Source organism: Halococcoides cellulosivorans (assembly GCF_003058365.1).
Classification (GTDB): domain Archaea; phylum Halobacteriota; class Halobacteria; order Halobacteriales; family Haloarculaceae; genus Halococcoides; species Halococcoides cellulosivorans.
In genome coordinates, this window is record NZ_CP028858.1 from 748,355 (window position 1) to 766,819 (window position 18,465).

The window sequence follows — 18,465 nt, forward strand, 5'->3', positions numbered from 1 at the left end:
ATGAAATCAGTTTTCGCTCGGTGGCGGTGGGTCAGTCCTCGCTACGATAGTGGCGCGCCTCGATCCCCGCGTCGAACGCCCGCGCCAGGCGGCGCGTGATCGGCCCGGGAGCCTCGATCGGCCGGTCGTCGATCCGATCGATCGGGCGGATCGCCTGTGTCGCGTTCGTCAGAAACGCCTCGTCGGCGTCGCGACACTCCTCCGGTGTCGGCGCGCGCGTGAGGAGGTCGAGGCCCAGATCTGCGCACAGATCGCACACCTGCTGGCGGGTCACGCCGGGGAGGATCGGCCCCGCGAGCGGCGGCGTCACCACCTGGTCCGACCGGACGACGAAGAGGTTGCTCGTCGCGCCCTCGACGACCCGGCCCGTCGCGTCTTGAAGGAGCGCCTCGTCGGCCCCCCGATCGCGGGCCTCCCGTCGGGCGAGCACGTCGGTCACCGACGCGGCGACTTTCGCGTGACTCGGGCGCGCGGCGTCGGGAATCCGCTGACGGTCGACGATCACCGCCGACGCGAACTCGGGCCATTCCGCACCGAGGCCGCCCCGATCCAGCGGTGTCGCCGTCACGACGACCGTCGGATCGGACTCGGTGGGTGTCAACCGACCCGAATCCGCCCCCCGGGTGATCGAGAGTCGCGCGGCCCCGTCGCGCGCGTCGTTCGCGAGGGCGGTCGCGCGGATCGCCGCGCGCAGGTCAGCCGGCGTCCGCTCGATCGCGATGCCCAAGGCGGCGAGTGAGCGTTCGAGGCGGGCGGCGTGGGCCGGCCAGGCGTCGATCGCGCCGTCGTACAGCCGGACGGTCTCGTAGATAGCGTCGCCGTACCGAAAGCCCCGATCGCGGACCGACACCGTCGCGCGATCCTCGGGGACGAGTCGCCCGTCGAGATAGCAGGTCATCGTTCACACCGCCTGACGAACGCTTCGACGAGGGCGTCGCCGTGAGGCGTGAGGATGCTCTCGGGGTGGAACTGGACGCCGACGTGGGGGCGATCGGTGTGTCGGACCGCCATGACGAGGCCCGCGTCGGTCTCCGCCGAGATTTCGAACGCCCCCGGCACGTCGTCGACCGCCAGCGAGTGATATCGTCCGACGGTCATCGGGGAGGGCAAATCGGCGAACAGGCCGCGCCCGTCGTGGGAAATATCTGAGCGCTTGCCGTGGACGATTTCGGGGGCGGTCGTGACCGTCCCGCCCGCCGCGTCGACCAGCGCCTGATGGCCCAGACAGACGCCCAACACCGGACAGTCGAACTGGCGGGGGTCGCTCGTGACGCCCGCGTCCTCGGGCCGGCCCGGGCCCGGCGAGAGCACGACACCGTCGGGGTCGAGCGCGTCGATCTCGTCGGCGTCGATCGCGTCGTTGCGCCGCACCTGGACCGACTCAGCGATCGTCCCGACTTGCTGGACGAGATTGTAGACGAACGAATCGTAGTTGTCGACGACGAGGATCACGCGTTGCCCTCTGTGGTGTCGTTTTCGTCACAATCACGACGATCGCGGGCCATCGCGAGCGCGTCGACGAGCGCCTGGCCTTTCGCGAGCGTCTCGTCGTACTCGCGGTCGGGGTCTGAGTCCGCGACGATGCCCGCGCCGACGCGGCATTCGTACCGGTCGTCCTGGCGGACGAGCGTCCGGATGACGATGTTGCATGTCGCGCGTCCGTCGAACCCGAAGAGCCCGATCGACCCGGTGTAGGGGCCCCGCCGATCGCGCTCGACCGCGTCGATCAACTCCATCGTCCGGGGTTTGGGTGCGCCCGTGATCGTCCCGCCCGGGAAGGTCGCGGCGATGGCGTCGGGGACGCTCACCTCTGGGCGGGCACGCCCCTCGATTATGGAGACCAGATGCATCACTGCATCGTAGCGGTCGACGCGGCGGTATTCGCTGGGCTCGACGCTCCCGAACTGGCTCACCGCACCCAGATCGTTGCGCTCCAGGTCCACGAGCATCGCGTGTTCGGCGCGTTCTTTTGCGTCGTGGCGGAGGTCGTACTCGGCGGCCCGATCGACGGGGTCGGTCGCACCGCGGGGCCGCGTCCCCGCGATCGGTTCGGTCGTCAGGCGGTCGCCTCCGGACTCGGGCGTCACGTCCAGGAGGAGTTCTGGACTCGCCGAGACGAGGTCCGCGGTACGGTCCTCGAACAGGGCGCTGTAGGGAGCGGGGTTGAGCTCCCGAAGCGCCGCGAACGCCCGGATCGGGTGGACCGCGGCGGGTCCGGTCAGGCGGTGGGCGACGTTGGCCTGAAACGTCTCGCCCGCGCGGATCGCCCGCTGGATCTCCGCGACCCGGTCGCAGTATGCGTCCCGGCCACAGGCACTCTCCACGTCGAGCGGGCCGGCGACCGGTGGCTCGGGATCCGCGAGTGGGCCGGTCGTCGCCGCGGTGGCGAGTCCCTCGATGCGGTCGACCGCCCGATCGTAGGCGGCGTCGGGGTCGTCACCGACTTGTGGGCAGGCGGTCAGGGAGAGCGTCGTGTGCTCGCCATCGCCCGATTTCCAGGCCGCCCAGCCGTCGTAGCGGTGCAGGACGGCCCGCGGGAGCGCGCGTAAATCGTCGGTCTCACCCGGGAGCGCTTCGAGTTCGCGGGCGATATCGTAACTGAGCCAGCCGACCCACCCACAGGGGTAGGGGATCTCGCAGTCGCCCCGGACGAGTGTCTCACCCTCCAGCAGGCCGTCGAGCGCCCACAGCGTCGGCGAATCGCCGGCCGACGGACGACCGGTCCGGTCGGTGGCCGCGTCGTCGACGGCGCGAACCGCTGCGGGCGCGTCGATCTGGATGCGCTCGCTCGGATCGACGCCGAAATAGCCCCAGCCGTCGGTCTGGCCGGTCTCCAGATAGACGCCGGTGTCGGCCGCCGTGCGGGTCCGTCGGTACGCGCGAAATGGGTCGGCCACGCTGACCGTGCCGACGACGGGAATCCGCGCTCCCGCCGACGCGTCGGCGGCCAGCCGGCAGAACGCGTCGCGCTCGGTCCGGACGGCGACCCCGGTCATATACGCCAAGACAGCCCTGGGACTGGCCTAACCGTTGCGATGTCGCCAGTTTCCGCCGCCGCCAACCCGAGTTCTTATGTCTCCGGTGGTCGGTAACCCGGGCAGGCATGGACTATCGACTCGCGGTCGGTGACGGGCCGGAGACGATCCCCGGTGGGACCGGCGTCTTGCTCGTCCATCCGAGTACGGTCGAGACCGATCGCATCGACACCGCGTTTCTGAAAGAAGACACCGATCGCATGCTGGTGATCTCGACGCGGACGACCGCGCGCGAGGTCCGCCAGAAACTCGACCACTACGAGGTCGACGCCGAGCGAGCGACGATCCTCGACGCGCTGTCGGTCGAGCGGGGGTTCACCCGCCGTCGGGGCGACGACGTGCGATATCTCAACGCCCCCGACGACGTCGAGGGCCTTCACGACGAGGTCGCGACCTTCCTCGAAGAGACGGCGGGCAAGCGCCGGATCAGCCTCGACTCGATCACCGAAGTGATCTACTACGCCGACGTCGAGCGTGGCCTCGACGCCGTCGACGGGCTTTTGGCGTTGCTCGACGACCACGACGCCGTCGGACTCGTCCACCTTGCAGGCGGGGTTCACGACGCGGCGGTCGTCGACCGGTTCCGCGAGCGGTTCCCCGTCGTGATCGACCTGGACGACGAGGGGACGGTCACCGTTTCCGCCGAGTGAGGCCTCGAAAGGCCGATCGAGCCGGGATCGCGGGCGACCGCCCGTCGCCGCGCCCTCTGTTAGTTTGTGACACATTATCATACCACCAATAATTAAGACGCCGGAACCCAATGCATGTGATGTATGCCGGAATGCCAGAACTGTGGCTCCTTCGTCACTGAGGCGTACGCACGTGTGTTCACACCGAACGGTGTGGCGAACCCCCGCGTCTGTCCTCAGTGTGAAGACAAAATCCGCGACGGTGCCGACGTACGGCAGGCCCGGTCCACCCGACGCGGGTAGTATCGTCCCCCGACTCCACCCCACTTCTTTGCCGGCGTCCCCCAGGGCGTCGGTCTCGCTACGTTCCAGCCCCAGGTACGGCGGGAAGCCACTCGTCCAGCGGGCGCTCGCTCAGAGGTCGAGTTCGCGGTGGGTGTCCGGGTCGTCGAGGTCCCAGAGCGCCGCGGGCAACAGATCAGCGAGGTGGTCGTCGATCGGGTCGCCCACGTCGAGGCCCTCGCAGTGGTCCTCGGCCTCCTCTCGCAGTGAGACACGCAACACCTCGCCGTCGCGTTCGACCGCGAGCGGGAAGACCCGACACCGGACGGGCTTCCAGTCGGTCTCGCCCGATAGCTGCAGCGTACACAGGCCGTCGTCGCGGAGGTAGCGGCAGGCACAGCCGTCCTCAGCGACGTGGGTCTCGCGGTCTTTGGGCTCGCGTTCGACGAAGGACTGGCCGCCGATCTGTTCGGTCGCTGCGCTCAGATCGTCGTGGTCGGCCAGTTCGAACACGTCGCGCTCGTAGAGCATCACCCCGTGGTGACAACACCAGGTACACTCCTCGACACACCGGAAGCGCCGCTGGGGGTCGAATTCGAGGACTGCCCAGCGTCCGGGGTGAACCTCGCGGCGGTGCACACACTCGCTGGGCGGTCGAGACCGAAAGCGATTGCGTCCGCGGCGACGCGTCGCGATCCCCGCAGGCCTGGGGGTCGGCGCTCGCGTCGCGCCGGACCGGAAACCGTAAAGTCACGGGCGGGGCAGGTTCAGGTATGAAGGTACTGGTCACGGATCCGATCGACGAGGCCGGCCTCGCCCGACTGCGTTCGGCGGGCCACGAGGTCGTGACCGACGTCGATATCGACACCGAGGGCGTGATCGAGATCGTCGAGGACGTCGACGCACTGCTCATCCGCGGGACCGAAATCACCCGCGCGGTCTTCGAGGCCGCACCCAACCTCCAGATCGTCTCGCGGGCGGGCATCGGCGTCGACAACATCGACATCCCCGCGGCGACCGATCACGGCGTCATCGTCGCGAACGCGCCCCGGGGGAACGTCCGGGCCGCCGCCGAGCAGACCATCGGCCTGGCGTATACCGCCGCACGGCAGATCCCCCAGGCCCACCTCGCGGTCGGCGCGGGCGAGTGGGCGGGCACCGAGGGCGTCGAACTCGGCGGGCGCACCGCCGGCATCGTCGGTCTCGGTCGGCTGGGCCAGGAGGTCGCCCGGCGGTACGACAACCTCGGGATGGACGTCGTCGCGTACGACCCCTACCTGGGGGCCGCGCGCGCCGAGCAGATGGGCATCGAGTTGCTCGATCTGGACGAACTGCTCGCCGAGGCCGATCTCCTCAGCGTCCAGGCGCGCAAGACCGACGAGACGATCGGCATGATCGGGGCCGAGGAACTCGACGCGTTCCAGGGCGACATCGTCGTGCTCACCTCGCGTGGGGGCCTCATCGACGAGCAGGCGCTCGCCGACGCCGTCGAGTCGGGGTCGATCGCCGCCGCGGGCGTCGACGTGTTCAGCGTCGAACCGCCCGCCGACGACAACCCGCTGTTCGGGGTCGACGAAATCGTCGTCACCCCCCACCTGGGCGCGAAGACCCACAACGCCCAGGTGAACGTCGCGGTCACCGCCGCCGACCAGATCATCACCGCGCTGGAGGGTGGCGAGGTCACGAACGCGCTCAACCTGCCCTCCGCGGGCGAGGCGACCGACCGCCAGCGCGCGTACGCCGAGCTGAGCGAGACCGCCAGCGAGGTCGCGCTGCGCCTGTTCGACGGGCGCGTCGAGTCGATCGAGGTCGAGTACGCGGGCGATCTCGCCGACAGCGACGTCGATCTCATCACCGCGGCGGTGTTCGATCCGTTCGGGTGGCAGGACCTCGTCGTCGACGCGCCCTCTCGAATTGCGGACCAGCGCGGCATCGAGGTGACCGAGTCCAAGCGCCGCGAGACCAGCGATTACCAGAACCTCGTCTCGGTGACCGTCGCCGACGACGAGTCGGAACTCACCGTCGCGGGCACGCTGTACGCGGGCGAGGAGCCCCGTCTCGTCGAGATCGACGGGTTCCGCGTCGAGGCCGAACCCACCGGGACGCTGTTGATCTCGCGCAACCCGGACGTCCCGGGCGTGATCGGCTACGTCGGGTCGGTGTTCGGCGAGCACGGCGTCAACATCGCGAACATGGCGAACGCGCGGGAAGCGATCGAGGGCGAGGCGATGAGCGTCTACAACGTGGACGAGCCAGCGCCCGACGCGGTGATCGAGGAGCTTCTGGGTGACGAGCGGATCACGTCGGTGACGCAGATCGAACTGGACGGGTAGGGGCGCAATAGTCGGAAAACCACATCATATGTTTTAACTTGTATAATATTTTCCTATAAATATGGAATGAGGGAAAATAATATTGACATTGATATAATAATTGGAATGGCTTTCCCATATATGTTGGAATATACCAATCTACCAGTTGACAATAGCCAAACTATGGTAGATGTGGATATAGCCACGAAACCAACGTGAAGGATCAGAATTTGTTCAAATCTAAGGTTTTGAAATACTAAATTGTATGATGGGATGTTATTTATGTTGTTCGTCCTCACATGAATAATGTAGATAAATATGATCAGTCCATAGCTTATTGCCACAGATGTATCCATTCCCCAGGGTTTTATCACATGTCTATACAATGACGTGGTCAATTCTCGTGGACTTCGGCCAAAAACATTTGAATTAATTACATGTAATATATCTATATCTTTTGAGTCCAATTTATAACCGAGCATTGTAATTTCGCAGAATGAAAGATGGATTGAACAATATATGGTCATAGTTATCAAATCCAGTAAGAAACTCGACTCAATATACAACTGAAAAGTGTCGTAAATCCCTCCTAGTAAAAACGGTATTGTTGCCAACGTTATATACAGAGATACAAATCTCACACTTTTCGCATTGGAGTAATTGCTATTGTATCGCTGTGATGGGAATACTTTGTTCAAATATATGATCGAAATAACTAGTGCCGTCCCTATTGGTCTAGCGATGTTTATTATTTCATCGTATGTCGTAATGGCATAGACCATTGATCCAAATAACGTCAGAGTACATAGAAACAGTACTCCGAACCCGATCTCAGTGATCAATCGGCTCGATGATCCCGATTCACCTTCTGGATACTCCTGAGCTATTCGCCACGTTAACCAAAATGATGTTAATGAAAATATTGTTAGGCTAGCAAAAATACCTAACTTACCAACAATTTCTGGAACCTCCTTTGGATAATATGTTGATATTACTAGTGTTACTGTTCCAAATATTCCCATAATGGCAAATTGGGGATAAAATTCGTCGAGAAAACTCCCAATCGATATGTCCTCTTGAGCTTTTTCACCGTTATTTCTGGACATTCTCGTCAGTTCAATAATTATCTGGGGTTTGTATTAAATATGTTGGCCTAATATAAAATAAATGTCCTACATACATATATTGGTTGGATGTATATATGTTTTGTAGGTATTGTTTCGTCATCGATTATTTTGCGCATCTGGTTTACCATGAACTAATAGTACGATTACGACCACGCCCGCGAACGATTCAATCCTCGCGCGTTCCCCGCCGCGCCGTGGGGTTGGATGTCCCCCGAGCGTCGTGAACGTCACCGTCGGGAAGTAGAGACTCGCTAGCACCGCTCTTCAGTGTACCACCGGCTCGACAAGCGCCCCGACTGCGTTGAGGCCGACTTTGACGATCACCGCGACGTTCCTGCGACTTCGCCCGAATCCTTACCGCATCTTGTTCCGGGCGACCACGGCGACGAACATCGCGAGGATCACCACGCCAGCGAACGACTCGGCAGCCGCGAGTGTTTTCACGAGCCTCCCATGCGGCTGGATATCGCCGTAGCCCAGCGTTGTGAACGTCACGACGCTAAAGTAGACCGTGGTGAATGCCATCGAAAGGACCTGACCTATGGCACTGATCGGATCGACGCTCGTGATGGCCCCGACATTGAACTGTAGTATGGACGTAACCAGATCAGACAGCAGCGCCCTGACCGAGACAGCGACGGTTTGGTTCAGATCGTCGCCAACCCGGAAGCCACCGATAAATGGGTAGAACAGCGCACAAACTGTGATCACAAACCCGGAGACCCACATCAACTGCCATGGGTTTTCACCGTACCCCATGAGCCACTTCCTAGCAGACAGGTCGAGATACGAGAGCCACTCGTTCTTTGCTAAGGCATCCCGTTGTTCCGCGCGTTTCGCACCGACGTAGGCCTCGCTGATTCGGTCCGTGAGAGAGTTCTCGCGATAGAGGCGTTCACGTTCGCGGTAGGCGTTCCTGGCCTTCTCGAAGGATGAGACGCCGTCCTCGTCTGTGTCGGGCCCGTCCATTTGGTAAAAGGCAGTAGCTTGTTTGAATCCCTGACAGATGCGTTCGAAGATCGAGAGGTCAGGATCACTGAGGCGCTCTTCAGGGCATCTCTCGCCCATATTGACAGGGTCCCCATCAATCCAATCCCCCGGTGGGCCCTCGAAAATGGTTCGATCCGAAATGTGTACATCTTGCAATCGGGCACTATAGAGGTAATTACCGGCTAAGTTGGTTCCGTCAAACTCCACCGATTTCAGGTTCGCACCAGTGAAATTGCAGTCCAGAATAGTTGCTTCTGAAACATTTCCAGACACAAGGCTTGACCCTTTGAGATTAACTTCACACATATTTACTCCTTCCAAGTTTGCCCCCTCTAAGTTTGAAAATTTCATATCAGACTTTTCAAAACGTGATTGTAGCAAGTTAGAGTTGGATAAATTTGTATTGGTCAAACGCGTTTTCGAAAACAACGAGCCATAACATTGGCAATTGTTTAAATTTGTAGAGGACATATCTATATCTATGAAACTTAAATTCGATAAATATGCCCCAGATAAATTAGCGTTATGAAAGTACACTTCAGTAATATTTGCGTTCGTCAAATCTGCACCAGATAAATTTGCTGATGTTAAGCAAGCATCCGATAGATTTGCACCAGTCAAAATAGCTCCGGAAAGGTCACATTCACTCAAATCAGCACCTGAGAGGTCGGCATCATTTAATTTTGCATTCTTGAAGGAAATATACGATAAGTCAATATCGGATAACTTCGCGCCATGCAGTGATCCCCATGATTCCACGTAAAGATCGGATCCTTTTTCATTCCCATCTGATTCAGCTTTCAATCCCGCAATTATATTACCCCGACTCTTTTCTTCGGCGTCTGCGTGCCAAATACACCGCCCATCTCGCCAAGGGTCACGGGGACAAGCTTTGTTATCGAATACACTTTCAATATTTTTTATATTATTGGGTAATGTCATCTCATCTGCGGGTATCTTAAATCCGCATATGTCGTCAAATGATTTCATATCGACCGCCTCGCAACCCTCCACCTTCGGCCTACCGATCCGCCGCCAGCCGAACCTTCACCTCACCACCGCCCGACACCTCCACCGTGAAACGCGCCCTCGCGCTCCTCGCGATCGTCCTCCTGGCGGGCTGCACCGCCCCGATCCAGCCCGCCCCGGACACCGCGACACCAACAGCCACACCTATCGCTGGTGCGCCAGCGTCTCGATGAGCGCCCGCTCGCGTTGAGGCCGCCTGAACGATCACTGCGAGGCCCCCCAAACGACTTTGCTCGGAGCCCTACCGCATCATCGTCCGCGCCAGCACGGAGACGAACAGCGCGAGCACGACCGCCCCGGCGAACGACTCGATCCCTGCGAGCGCCTTCGCCGCCGCGCCGTGGGGCTGGATGTCCCCCGAGCCTCGTGAACGTCACCGTCGAAAAGTAGAGACTCGTCAGCAGCACCGATCCCCAGTGGGCCAGCGTCTCGGCGAGTGGCGCGGACGCGACGGTGTCAGGGACCAGTCCGGCGGCCGCGGAGAGATAGCCCGCGCCGATCAGGTTCTCCGGGCCGTCGGTGAGGTCGATCTGTCCGACGATCGGGTACAGGACTCCGAAGAAAGCGATGCCGAGGATCGACGCGGCGACGAGTCGCCACGGGCGCTCGCCGTAGCCGATGGTCCACTTCTGAAGCCAGAGCCAGGCGTATCGGAGCCAGTCGCCCGCCGCCAGCGCCTCGCGGTGCTGGGCGCGCTTCGCGCCCATGTAGGCGTCACCGACGCGATCCACGTGGACTCAGAGGTGAGCGAGCGACACCTCACAATCGCTCGCGATCGAACAGGATGGCACGGAGGAGACGACGAAAAGTGCAATCAGCAGGCCCCGACGCAGTTCTACGACGAGTCTGGACACGGGATCCACGATGAGTCTCGCCTCAGTGAGGTCCTCGACGATGCCGACAACGCGGTGTGGCTGGTCCCAGCGATGGCGCTGAGCGAGACAGCTCCCGAAGATGAATCGGGCAGCCAGCGTTCGTCCCGACCGAGGGGAAAGCGCCTCGACTGTCAGCACTGCGGCCAGGCGACCGAGCATCGGTTCAAGACCCACGAATCGGTCCCAGACGAGACGTGGTCAGGACAACCGATCTGGGAGTGCCAAAAATGTGGCACAGCTCGCTACGGCCCCGTCCTCGGGTAGTGGGGGCTCAACGATATTTAACCAACAAACTGTGTAGAGTTTTGAGATTCGTTGGTTAACAACGTGGCCGTCATTGAGCCAGACAGCAACCATGCCGGGGGAAATTGGTCCGAGACCTCTGTCGAATTGCAGCGATCATTGATCGTATCCAGTCTGTCACTGTCACCCGACAGCTCAGCCCGAAACGCCAGCCAAGCGGCCAGCAGATAAGGCCAAAGGGAACTCACCAAGTGAGATCGACCGTCAACAGTGCAACGAGGGCGCCGAGTGGCCACTCACCAGTCCCAACGAAACACCAATACGAACTGGACCGATGATTTTCCCGGCCCAAAGGAGAGAGCCCGTCCTGACGATTCGATGGGGACGGTCGTATTCTGATCGCAAACCAAGTTAGTTGAACGCGTACAGGGAGTTTCCGCTGGCGATGACGACCGAATCGTCGGTCACGACCGGGTGTCGGAGGTGGCCCGGCAACGACCACGGTCCGTACTGCTCGCCAGTCTCCCGGTCGAAGGCGTACAGACGGGCGTCATCCGGGTCGCGATCGCCGGGGTTGTACGGCACATTCTCCGGACCCTGAGCGCCGACGAAGACACATCCGTTGCCGATGGCCGGTGCCGTCCAGTAGATGACGGGCGGATCTGGCGTGGCGGTCCACTGCTCCTCGCCACTCGCGAGGTCGTAAGCGCCGAAACCCCCGTCGCAGAGCCCGGCGTAGACGGTTCCGTCGTGGATCGCTGGCGTGTACGTATTCGCGAGGTATGTTGAATCCGGCGCGTAGCTCCGCGTCTCGATCGTCCACTGGCGCTCTCCCGCGCCGATATCGACACCGACGAGTCCACCGTTTGTCGCGACTGCCGCGACACCCTCGGCGACGGCGGGTGCCAGCGGTCGATAGTTGGCATTCGATCTGTCCGTCTCCGGAAACGGGACCCGCCACTCAACGCTTTGGTCCTCGAGCGACAGCGCGACCAGTTCGGTACCCTCGTCAAGCAGCACCCGGTCGCCCACGACCCGGGGCGGCTCTACCCCGAGGGAGCCGACATTTGGCCACTCTCGCCAGCACGTCTCCCCTCCCTCGATCGAGTAACAACGAAGGAATGCGCCACCTCCCTCCGGGCCACTATTCCCAAAGTAGACCTGGTTTTCCGCGATCGCAGGGGTCGACGTGACTGGGATCAGTCTCTCCCGGTTATGATGGGTGAGTGTACTCGTGCTGGCCTGCCATACCGTCTGACCAGTCGTCGGGTCGATGCAGACGAACCCTGACTCCCACGTCCCCGCGAACAGATGCCCGTCGACCATCACGGGCTCGGTCGTGATCTCGTGGCCCGGCGTGACCTGCGCAGCGAGCTGTGTCCCATCCGCCGCGTCGATGGCTTCGACGCCCCATTTCCCAGCCGAGAAGACGACCCCACCCGCAGCCGAGAGAAGCCGATCGTCGCCGCCCGAGCGCACTGCCGTGTCCCACGCTGGCTCCACGGCGGGCCCTGGTCCCGTGACGCCGGCCGCGCGCCCCTGATTGGTGACCGATCCGCGGAACGTGTGCCACCCGTCGAGAGCGCCGTCTGCCGGCAGGTCGATCGCCACCGTTTCCGTCGGCTCGTCCTCAGTCGTCGGGGTCGGCGTCGTCTCTTGTTGGATCACCTGGCAGCCGGACAGGCCGGCAGTGATCGCAGCGAGGAGTGTTCGACGGCGCATCGGCCCAACTGAGGGCCCCCCGCTACTCATGGGTTGGTAAATCACATTGGGTGTCTGTGCCGTGCTATTCGTTGTGGCCCCAACTATTCTCTTCATCGCAGACAATGGCCTGCTTCGTCCTTCCGTTCGGAAGGAGTGGCCGAACTGTGGTCGCTCGCCCAGTCACTCGAAGGCGTACAGGGAGCCCCCACTCGCAATGACGACCGAATCGTCGGTCACGACCGGGTGTCGGAGGTGGCCCGGTAGTGTCCACGGTCCGTACTGCTCGCCAGTCTCCCGGTCGAAGGCGTACAGACGGGCATCCTCGGGATCGCGGTCTTTGGGAGTGGGCAGCGGACTCAGTGGGCCTTGAGCACCGACGAAGACACATTTGTCGCCGATGGCCGGTGCCGTCCAGTAGACGGCGAACTGATCCGGCGTGGCGCTCCACAGTTCCTCGCCACTCGCGAGGTCGTACGCCCCGAACTGACCCTCGCTGAACCCCGCGAAGACGGTCCCGTCGTGGATCGCTGGCGTGTAGGTGGCTACGAGGTATGTCGAATCCACTCCGTAATTGCGTGTCTCGATCGTCCACTGGCGCTCTCCCGCGTCGATATCGACACCAACGAGTCCACTGTTTGTCGCGACTGCCGCGACGCCCTCGGCGACGGCAGGTGCCAACGACCGGCGATGTCCGTTCACACGGTCTGTCTCCGGGAACGAGAGTCGCCACTCGACAGTTTGGTCTTCGAGTGACAGCGCGACCAGTTCGGTACCCTCATCGAATAACACCCGGTCGCCCACAACGCGTGGCGGTCCCATCCCCAGGGACCCGATATTCGGCCATTCCCGCCAACACGCATCCCCACTATCAGGCGCGTAACAGCGAATGAATGCGACACCCCCATTCATACCTCTATCCGCAAAGTAGACCTGGGCTCCCACGACTGCAGGTGTCGAAGTGACTGGGATCGGAATCTCTTCGTCGTCGTGATGGATTATTTTGCTCGTGCGGGCCTTCCAGAGCGTCTCACCAGTCGTCGGGTCGAAACAGACGAACCCGGAGTTACTCGTCCCTCCATACAGTCGCCCGTCGACGAGCACGGCCTCGGTCGTGATCTCGTGGCCCGGCGTGACTTGCGCGGCAAGCTGTGTCCCATCCGCCGCGTCGATGGCCTCGACGCCTCGCTCGCCGGCCACGAAGACGACCCCACCAGCGGCCGACAGGTACCGATCGTCGCCGCCCGAGCGCACTGCCGTGTCCCACGCTGGCTCCACGGTGGGTCCTGGTCCCGTGACGCCGGCCGCGCGACCCTGGTTGGTCACCGACCCGCGGTAGGTGTGCCACCCGTCGAGAGCGCCGTCGGCCGGTAGGTCGATCGCCAGCGTTTCGGTGGGCTCATCGTCGGTCGTCGGGGTCGGCGTCGTCTCTCGGATCACCTGGCAGCCGGACAGGCCGGCGGTGATCGCAGCGAGCAGCGTTCGACGGCGCATCGGCCCAACTGAGGGCCCCCCGCTACTCATGATTTTGGGGCACTCCGTGCTCGGCCACGTGCCTTCGGTGAGTCGAAGACACTCGGGCCAACGCGAACCGGAATTCGGACGTCGGGATCAGTGGGGTCGGGCCGCTCGCTCACGCCGACACGGATCGACTCGTCGTCGGACACGAGTTGTACGTGAGACTGGTTGGCGGCAACCGACAACGAGTCGTGTGGTCGGGTCGCGCGGGCCCTGTCGAGGACCAGGTCGACAGGTGCGCCGTTCCGGAGTTCGCTCGAGATCGCGCCACGGAGGTTGTTCGACACGACACCTGGCAGCACCACCGCTCCGTCGTCACGAATTCGGCGCACGGGCACCTCGACGGACCTGTTCGAACGGTTCACGGGCAGGAACACCGTGGAGACCGTCTGGTCAGTGTCGTTTGCAACCAGGCTGAACCTGAGCCAGTCGAGTTCCTGATCGTCGCTCTGGAACCGGTAGTACTCTTCAGCGACGAGCGTTGCTTCAGTCCCGTTGGCATCCTCATTGAGGGTGACGGCACCGCGCGGAACGCGGTCCGGGACAGCAGCACGCGGGCCAGGAGTATGGCCGTCACGCGGATCGAACACGTCGATTGCTGCGACCGGCGTATCGAGCCTGCCCACGCCGACGGGACTCGTCGTCGCGACATCGACCGGCGCCGTATACCCGTACTCGCTGGCTTGGCGATCCTTCCCCAACCGGAACTCGAACTCGAGGGCGTCCGAGGGGCTCATGTGCCGCCCGAAGCTCGTCGCAGCGACGTCATCGATCTCAAGCACGACTGTCCCCTCGTCGATGTCAACGTCAAATTCGTCGGATCCGAGTTTTACCCGTTTGCCGGCGTGTCCGGAGGGGGTGTCGTGTTTGGTGCCCTCAACGATCCAGACCTTGGTCTGTTTCTGGGGGTTGTTTCCTTTGTAGGACCACCCATCAGGGATCTCAGAGCGAACGTGGATCTGCTCGGTCGGCACGTCGTGGGTATTGTCCACCACGTCGACAGTCACACGCTGCGTGCTGGCCCCCTGGCGCATCGCGACCTGCCGCTCGGGATGGAACTCGGCACTGGCATCGACGCTCGGACCGTGGGCTTCGACCGAGACATCGACTGAGGCGTTCTCCGGAGCGGGCACAACGTAGTCGTCGTCCACGTCGACCGGGTACTCGAAGTGGCGCCCGTACCGGGTTAGCGGCTCCACGTTCACGGTGCCATCGTAGCTCCCTTCCTGAATCCCTTCCTCGGGAACAGCGACCGTCGTCGTCAGGGTCGTCTGCTCTCCGCGGTCCAGCGATTCGACGAACTGTGGCGGAGTGACGTTCAGTCGCGTCACGTTCCCGTCGACGACCGGTTGGACGTCGCGCAGGGGCACGTTCGAACTCTCGTCGTTCCTCACTGTGACGTTCACGTCGACGGCGGTCGTCGTCGAGAGGTGCGTGCGGCGGTCGGTCGTCGTGGCCTCCCAGCGCACAGTCGGTAACACGTCGACGCGGACCTGGACCGTCTCGCTGACCTGGCCAGTGGTTCCCTCAGCTGTAACCGTCACGTTCGCGGTGTAAGATCCAACCGGTGTCCCACCGGGGACGTCGACGTCGATCGAACCGTTGTGCCACTCGGTCGGTGCCAGCGTGTCGGCGTCTTCGTAGGCCACGTCGACCACCTCGGAGTCAGTGGTTGCCGAGACGTTGGTAGCCGACGAGACGCCCGTGTTGCGCACTGCAAGTCGCGTCTCGTTGCTGCCGAGTGTCCGGTGACGACCGGCGTCCCACTCGTCTGGCGTCACTGACAGCCGCGCAGTCTCGGGGGTGACGCTCCGATTGCCGGCGACAGTCTCGTTGTCCACCGCCGACGCGACGCGCGTGCCGTTCTCATCACGCGTTACTGTCTGCGTCGTCAGCGATACGTTCGCGGCTTCCGGGACCGCGGAGGCATTGACCTCGTACCGGGCGCTGTAGTTGCGCGGCAGGTAGACCTTCTTCATCGTCCCGGCGTCGATCACCGTCCCGCCGGGGACCTCATTGACGACGGTCCCGTTCGCAGTGACGCCGACCGTGCCGGCTTCGGTGTGAGCGAGCACGCCAACTCTGGGTGCGGTGAAGTTTTTGGGCGAGTTCTGATCCTTGACGCTCCCACAGGCGTTGAGTGCCGAGTTGACGTTCCCCGTGATGTTCTCACAGTCTACACGGGTATAGACATTGACACCCTGGTAGTTCTCGCTTTGGACTTTCGAGACATTAACCGAGAGCCCGTCGTCGGGAGCGCGGGGATCTTCGGTTAGACCGATTTCAACTCCCAGATCAGGATCGTAGACGGCTGTGTTGTAGTTGTTAGGCGAGATCGTAGCCTTCTGGGCCCAGCCCTCTATGCCTGTTTCCTCAGTGCTTTGGACGAGGTTGACAACATTATCATCGGCACCGTAGACTAATAACCCCCCTTCAGTTTCTCTAAGAGATTCCTGTTCCGGCAGCGCTTCATTCGGTAAATCCCTGGCCTCGACGTAGTATGTATCAAAGATGCTCAAATCGATCCAGTTGGATCCGTCATACTTCAGTGCCCTATGATCCGGCGAGACAGTGTCACGATCGGCAGCATATGGCAGGAACGTCTGCTCAGACTCACCCTCGTTGAGGTTCGCATCGTCGAGAGTCTTGCCAGGGACCCACCCCTCTTTCAGCTTGTGATAGGCCATGACCTGCGAGGGGTGTTCCGATCGGTAGTTCCCCGATCCCATCAGTCCGTAGAGACCGACGATCCCCTCCTCGTTTTTCGTCACTCCATAGTAGTCGTCCCAGCCGAACACGGCGTGACCGAGTTCGTGCGCATAGGTGCCATACTTCTCTGGAGCGCCGTCACTATTTGAAGCGCCGATCTGAACGTGACGATTGCCATCGCCGATCAGCCGGCCCGGGCAGTTCCAGTCTGCGTATGGTCCCGAGGCATAGGCTCGCCCAGACCTTCTAGTTTCATCCACGAGGTATCGGCTCCCGTTGCCTTCGACCACCGTCCCGTTCGGGAGTGTCAGCGTTTCGTTTTCAGTGGTCCAGTAGGTCCGCGTTCCGCTCCCGGGGAACTTGCTCCGTGACCAGACGATCGCCTCGTAGTCGCCGAAGTTCACGTCGTACTCGTCGGTAATCATCGGTGCCGCGTCACAGAGAATCGCCCGCCGATCGTACGAGTAGTCGATCTCGATGACTTCGACTTCAGACCCGTTCTGAGTGAACGTCGACGTCTCTTTATCTTCTTCCGCATCGAATTTGAGGTAATTAATGGGTTCGTCAGGGAGGACGTGGTACCCATCGGAAGTATCCGCCCGAAGCGTCTCGTGGCGGAGCGAGGCGTCTCCACGGGATTCTAAGTGGAAGTACCGATTGGTCTTGAGCGCTGACTCATTGATGTCGTCGACGCTCGCGTCGGGCTGGGTCGATTCCTGCGCCTTGATCGGGATGTAGAGGAGTTCCTCGTCAGTATTTTTGAACGTGTAACGGCGGTGTTCGCTAGTGTACGTTTGCTCTCCGTCAGGTCCGTATTCGACTTTCAGGTAGTATTCGATGTCGAACTCTTCGGGATTCTTGCCGGGTCCGAGGTTGTTGATCTCAGTTTCGTATTGACTTGAGGTCAAGACTCCATGCGACGACGAACTGAGTACTTCGACCTTTTCCTCTGTCGACCCGTCCACGTGGCGCTTGTACACCAGTGAGACTTGCGTTGCGCCATAGAGAGATCCCATGTCCACTGTGACGGGCGAGTTACGGAGGTTCACTTCTTCGCCGTCTCGAGGACCGTCAATAGTCTCGCCGAAAGACACAGTGTACTCAGCGCTTTGCACGACAGTCTCTTGGCCGTAGTCCGCCTCGACATCGAATTCGACCGTGTAGCCTGCAGGAAAGCCGGGGAGTTCGGCAGCATATGTTGAGCCTTCTTTCTCCATTTCAATGGTTCCCTCCGGCGGCCAGTTGACTCGCGGTCCTGAGACACGAGAGCTCTCGGGCGACTGCTGGGCTAGTTCACCGCTCTGGTTGTAGGCCGTGTACGAGAGATTAACCGCTTCAATGCTCTCTTCGTCGCTGACCTCGGCTTTCACCGTCGCATTTTGGCCCGGACTGACTCCGGACTTGAGTGTGTCCGCATTCACAATGTCGACCTCGCGGTCGGGACCGTTCTCACCAGTTCCGCCCCCAGTACTGCTACAGCCTGCAAGTGTGAGCATGAGGGCTACGAGGATGATTCCTAAGACCCGTCTCGATACCATATTTTTAGTGGTGTGTATCCATTAATTAAGTTTATGAAGTCCGGACACGGTCTTCTGGCTCAGGACGGCCGGACCTGAGTCATCCGATTTTGGATCCAAGGCGGTCGGGTCGCTCAAATTGCTCCGTGCCTCCACGCCGCTACAGGTCGGACGCGTTCGCGGTTGACTTCGAGGCCCTCTACGCGTCCGGTGACTTGACCATCACTGTCGAACGAGTGGACGAATCCTGAGACTAGCCCGCCTCGAAAAGAGCGAGGAGCCCTGACTATGGCCGAAGGTGTCCACTTCTGAAGCCAGAGCCAGGCGTATCGGAGCCAGTTGCCCGCCGCCATCGCCTCGCGGTGGTAGATGCGTTTTGCGCCCATATCGGCGTCACCGACACGGTCCGTGACCGAGCTTTCGCGGGAGAGGCGATTCGCGGTCGGCCTCCGAGTCTTTTCGAAGTGCGTGACGCCGTCCTCGACGGGACAATGGCAC

13 protein-coding genes are annotated in these 18,465 nt (G+C 61.6%); 3 read left to right on the forward strand and 10 right to left on the reverse strand.

The annotated features are described in order from the left end of the window. Window positions 1-31 precede the first annotated feature (31 nt). Genes HARCEL1_RS03630 through HARCEL1_RS03640 form a run of 3 tightly spaced genes read right to left on the reverse strand, consistent with a single transcriptional unit; the run spans window position 32 to window position 2,996 of the window. Window positions 32-898: an aminotransferase class IV gene (locus tag HARCEL1_RS03630; RefSeq protein WP_108381238.1), complete on the reverse strand. Its 867-nt coding sequence runs from the start codon at window positions 896-898 to the stop codon at window positions 32-34. Next, the gene (locus tag HARCEL1_RS03635) at window positions 895-1,452 is read right to left on the reverse strand and encodes an anthranilate synthase component II (protein WP_108381239.1); all 558 of its coding nucleotides are present in this window, start codon (window positions 1,450-1,452) and stop codon (window positions 895-897) included. Before HARCEL1_RS03635 ends, HARCEL1_RS03630 begins: the two co-directional genes overlap by 4 nt. Further along, window positions 1,449-2,996: an anthranilate synthase component I family protein gene (locus HARCEL1_RS03640; RefSeq protein ID WP_108381240.1), complete on the reverse strand. Its 1,548-nt coding sequence runs from the start codon at window positions 2,994-2,996 to the stop codon at window positions 1,449-1,451. Before HARCEL1_RS03640 ends, HARCEL1_RS03635 begins: the two co-directional genes overlap by 4 nt. 107 nt (window positions 2,997-3,103) lie before the next feature. Between HARCEL1_RS03640 and HARCEL1_RS03645 the strand changes: the two genes are divergently transcribed. Further along, window positions 3,104-3,685 carry a DUF7090 family protein gene (locus HARCEL1_RS03645; protein WP_108381241.1) on the forward strand — a complete coding sequence of 194 codons (582 nt, stop codon included), beginning with the start codon at window positions 3,104-3,106 and terminating at the stop codon, window positions 3,683-3,685. A gap of 123 nt (window positions 3,686-3,808) precedes the next feature. After that, a complete protein-coding gene (locus HARCEL1_RS13980; protein WP_449405016.1) occupies window positions 3,809-3,967 on the forward strand; it encodes a DUF7563 family protein in 159 nt (52 codons plus the stop codon). Between the two features lie 111 nt (window positions 3,968-4,078). Here HARCEL1_RS13980 and HARCEL1_RS03650 read toward each other — a convergent pair whose 3' ends face one another. After that, complete coding sequence (locus HARCEL1_RS03650; protein ID WP_108381242.1) at window positions 4,079-4,585, reverse strand: hypothetical protein; 507 nt, start codon at window positions 4,583-4,585, stop codon at window positions 4,079-4,081. A 134-nt stretch (window positions 4,586-4,719) separates the two neighbouring features. On the opposite strand from HARCEL1_RS03650, the gene serA reads away from it, so the two are divergent. Next, complete coding sequence (gene serA, locus HARCEL1_RS03655) at window positions 4,720-6,279, forward strand: phosphoglycerate dehydrogenase (protein ID WP_108381243.1); 1,560 nt, start codon at window positions 4,720-4,722, stop codon at window positions 6,277-6,279. Window positions 6,280-6,332: 53 nt separating this feature from the next. On the opposite strand, the gene HARCEL1_RS13290 is transcribed toward serA, so the two are convergent. From HARCEL1_RS13290 to HARCEL1_RS03685, 6 genes are all read right to left on the reverse strand, one after another. Further along, window positions 6,333-7,364 (reverse strand): hypothetical protein, encoded by a 1,032-nt coding sequence (locus HARCEL1_RS13290; RefSeq protein ID WP_159077004.1) that lies wholly within the window; start codon window positions 7,362-7,364, stop codon window positions 6,333-6,335. Between the two features lie 375 nt (window positions 7,365-7,739). Then, on the reverse strand, window positions 7,740-9,365 hold the full coding sequence (locus tag HARCEL1_RS03660; protein ID WP_108381244.1) for a pentapeptide repeat-containing protein: 1,626 nt from the start codon (window positions 9,363-9,365) through the stop codon (window positions 7,740-7,742). 62 nt (window positions 9,366-9,427) lie between these two features. After that, window positions 9,428-10,135: a hypothetical protein gene (locus HARCEL1_RS13985; RefSeq protein ID WP_233357395.1), complete on the reverse strand. Its 708-nt coding sequence runs from the start codon at window positions 10,133-10,135 to the stop codon at window positions 9,428-9,430. A gap of 798 nt (window positions 10,136-10,933) precedes the next feature. Then, complete coding sequence (locus HARCEL1_RS03675; protein ID WP_159077005.1) at window positions 10,934-12,244, reverse strand: outer membrane protein assembly factor BamB family protein; 1,311 nt, start codon at window positions 12,242-12,244, stop codon at window positions 10,934-10,936. A 162-nt stretch (window positions 12,245-12,406) separates the two neighbouring features. Then, window positions 12,407-13,717, reverse strand: coding sequence for an outer membrane protein assembly factor BamB family protein (locus tag HARCEL1_RS03680; protein WP_159077006.1), 1,311 nt, complete (start codon window positions 13,715-13,717; stop codon window positions 12,407-12,409). A gap of 26 nt (window positions 13,718-13,743) precedes the next feature. Then, the gene (locus tag HARCEL1_RS03685) at window positions 13,744-17,988 is read right to left on the reverse strand and encodes a hypothetical protein (RefSeq protein ID WP_159077007.1); all 4,245 of its coding nucleotides are present in this window, start codon (window positions 17,986-17,988) and stop codon (window positions 13,744-13,746) included. Window positions 17,989-18,465 lie beyond the last annotated feature (477 nt).

Coding starts and splice junctions, on each gene's coding strand:
- HARCEL1_RS03630 (WP_108381238.1), bottom strand. CDS start 898: ATGACCTGCTATCTCGACGGGCGACTCGTCCCCGAGGATCGCGCGACG.
- HARCEL1_RS03640 (WP_108381240.1), bottom strand. CDS start 2,996: ATGACCGGGGTCGCCGTCCGGACCGAGCGCGACGCGTTCTGCCGGCTG.
- HARCEL1_RS03645 (WP_108381241.1), top strand. CDS start 3,104: ATGGACTATCGACTCGCGGTCGGTGACGGGCCGGAGACGATCCCCGGT.
- HARCEL1_RS13980 (WP_449405016.1), top strand. CDS start 3,809: ATGCCGGAATGCCAGAACTGTGGCTCCTTCGTCACTGAGGCGTACGCA.
- serA (WP_108381243.1), top strand. CDS start 4,720: ATGAAGGTACTGGTCACGGATCCGATCGACGAGGCCGGCCTCGCCCGA.
- HARCEL1_RS13290 (WP_159077004.1), bottom strand. CDS start 7,364: ATGTCCAGAAATAACGGTGAAAAAGCTCAAGAGGACATATCGATTGGG.
- HARCEL1_RS03660 (WP_108381244.1), bottom strand. CDS start 9,365: ATGAAATCATTTGACGACATATGCGGATTTAAGATACCCGCAGATGAG.
- HARCEL1_RS03675 (WP_159077005.1), bottom strand. CDS start 12,244: ATGCGCCGTCGAACACTCCTCGCTGCGATCACTGCCGGCCTGTCCGGC.
- HARCEL1_RS03680 (WP_159077006.1), bottom strand. CDS start 13,717: ATGCGCCGTCGAACGCTGCTCGCTGCGATCACCGCCGGCCTGTCCGGC.
- HARCEL1_RS03685 (WP_159077007.1), bottom strand. CDS start 17,988: ATGGTATCGAGACGGGTCTTAGGAATCATCCTCGTAGCCCTCATGCTC.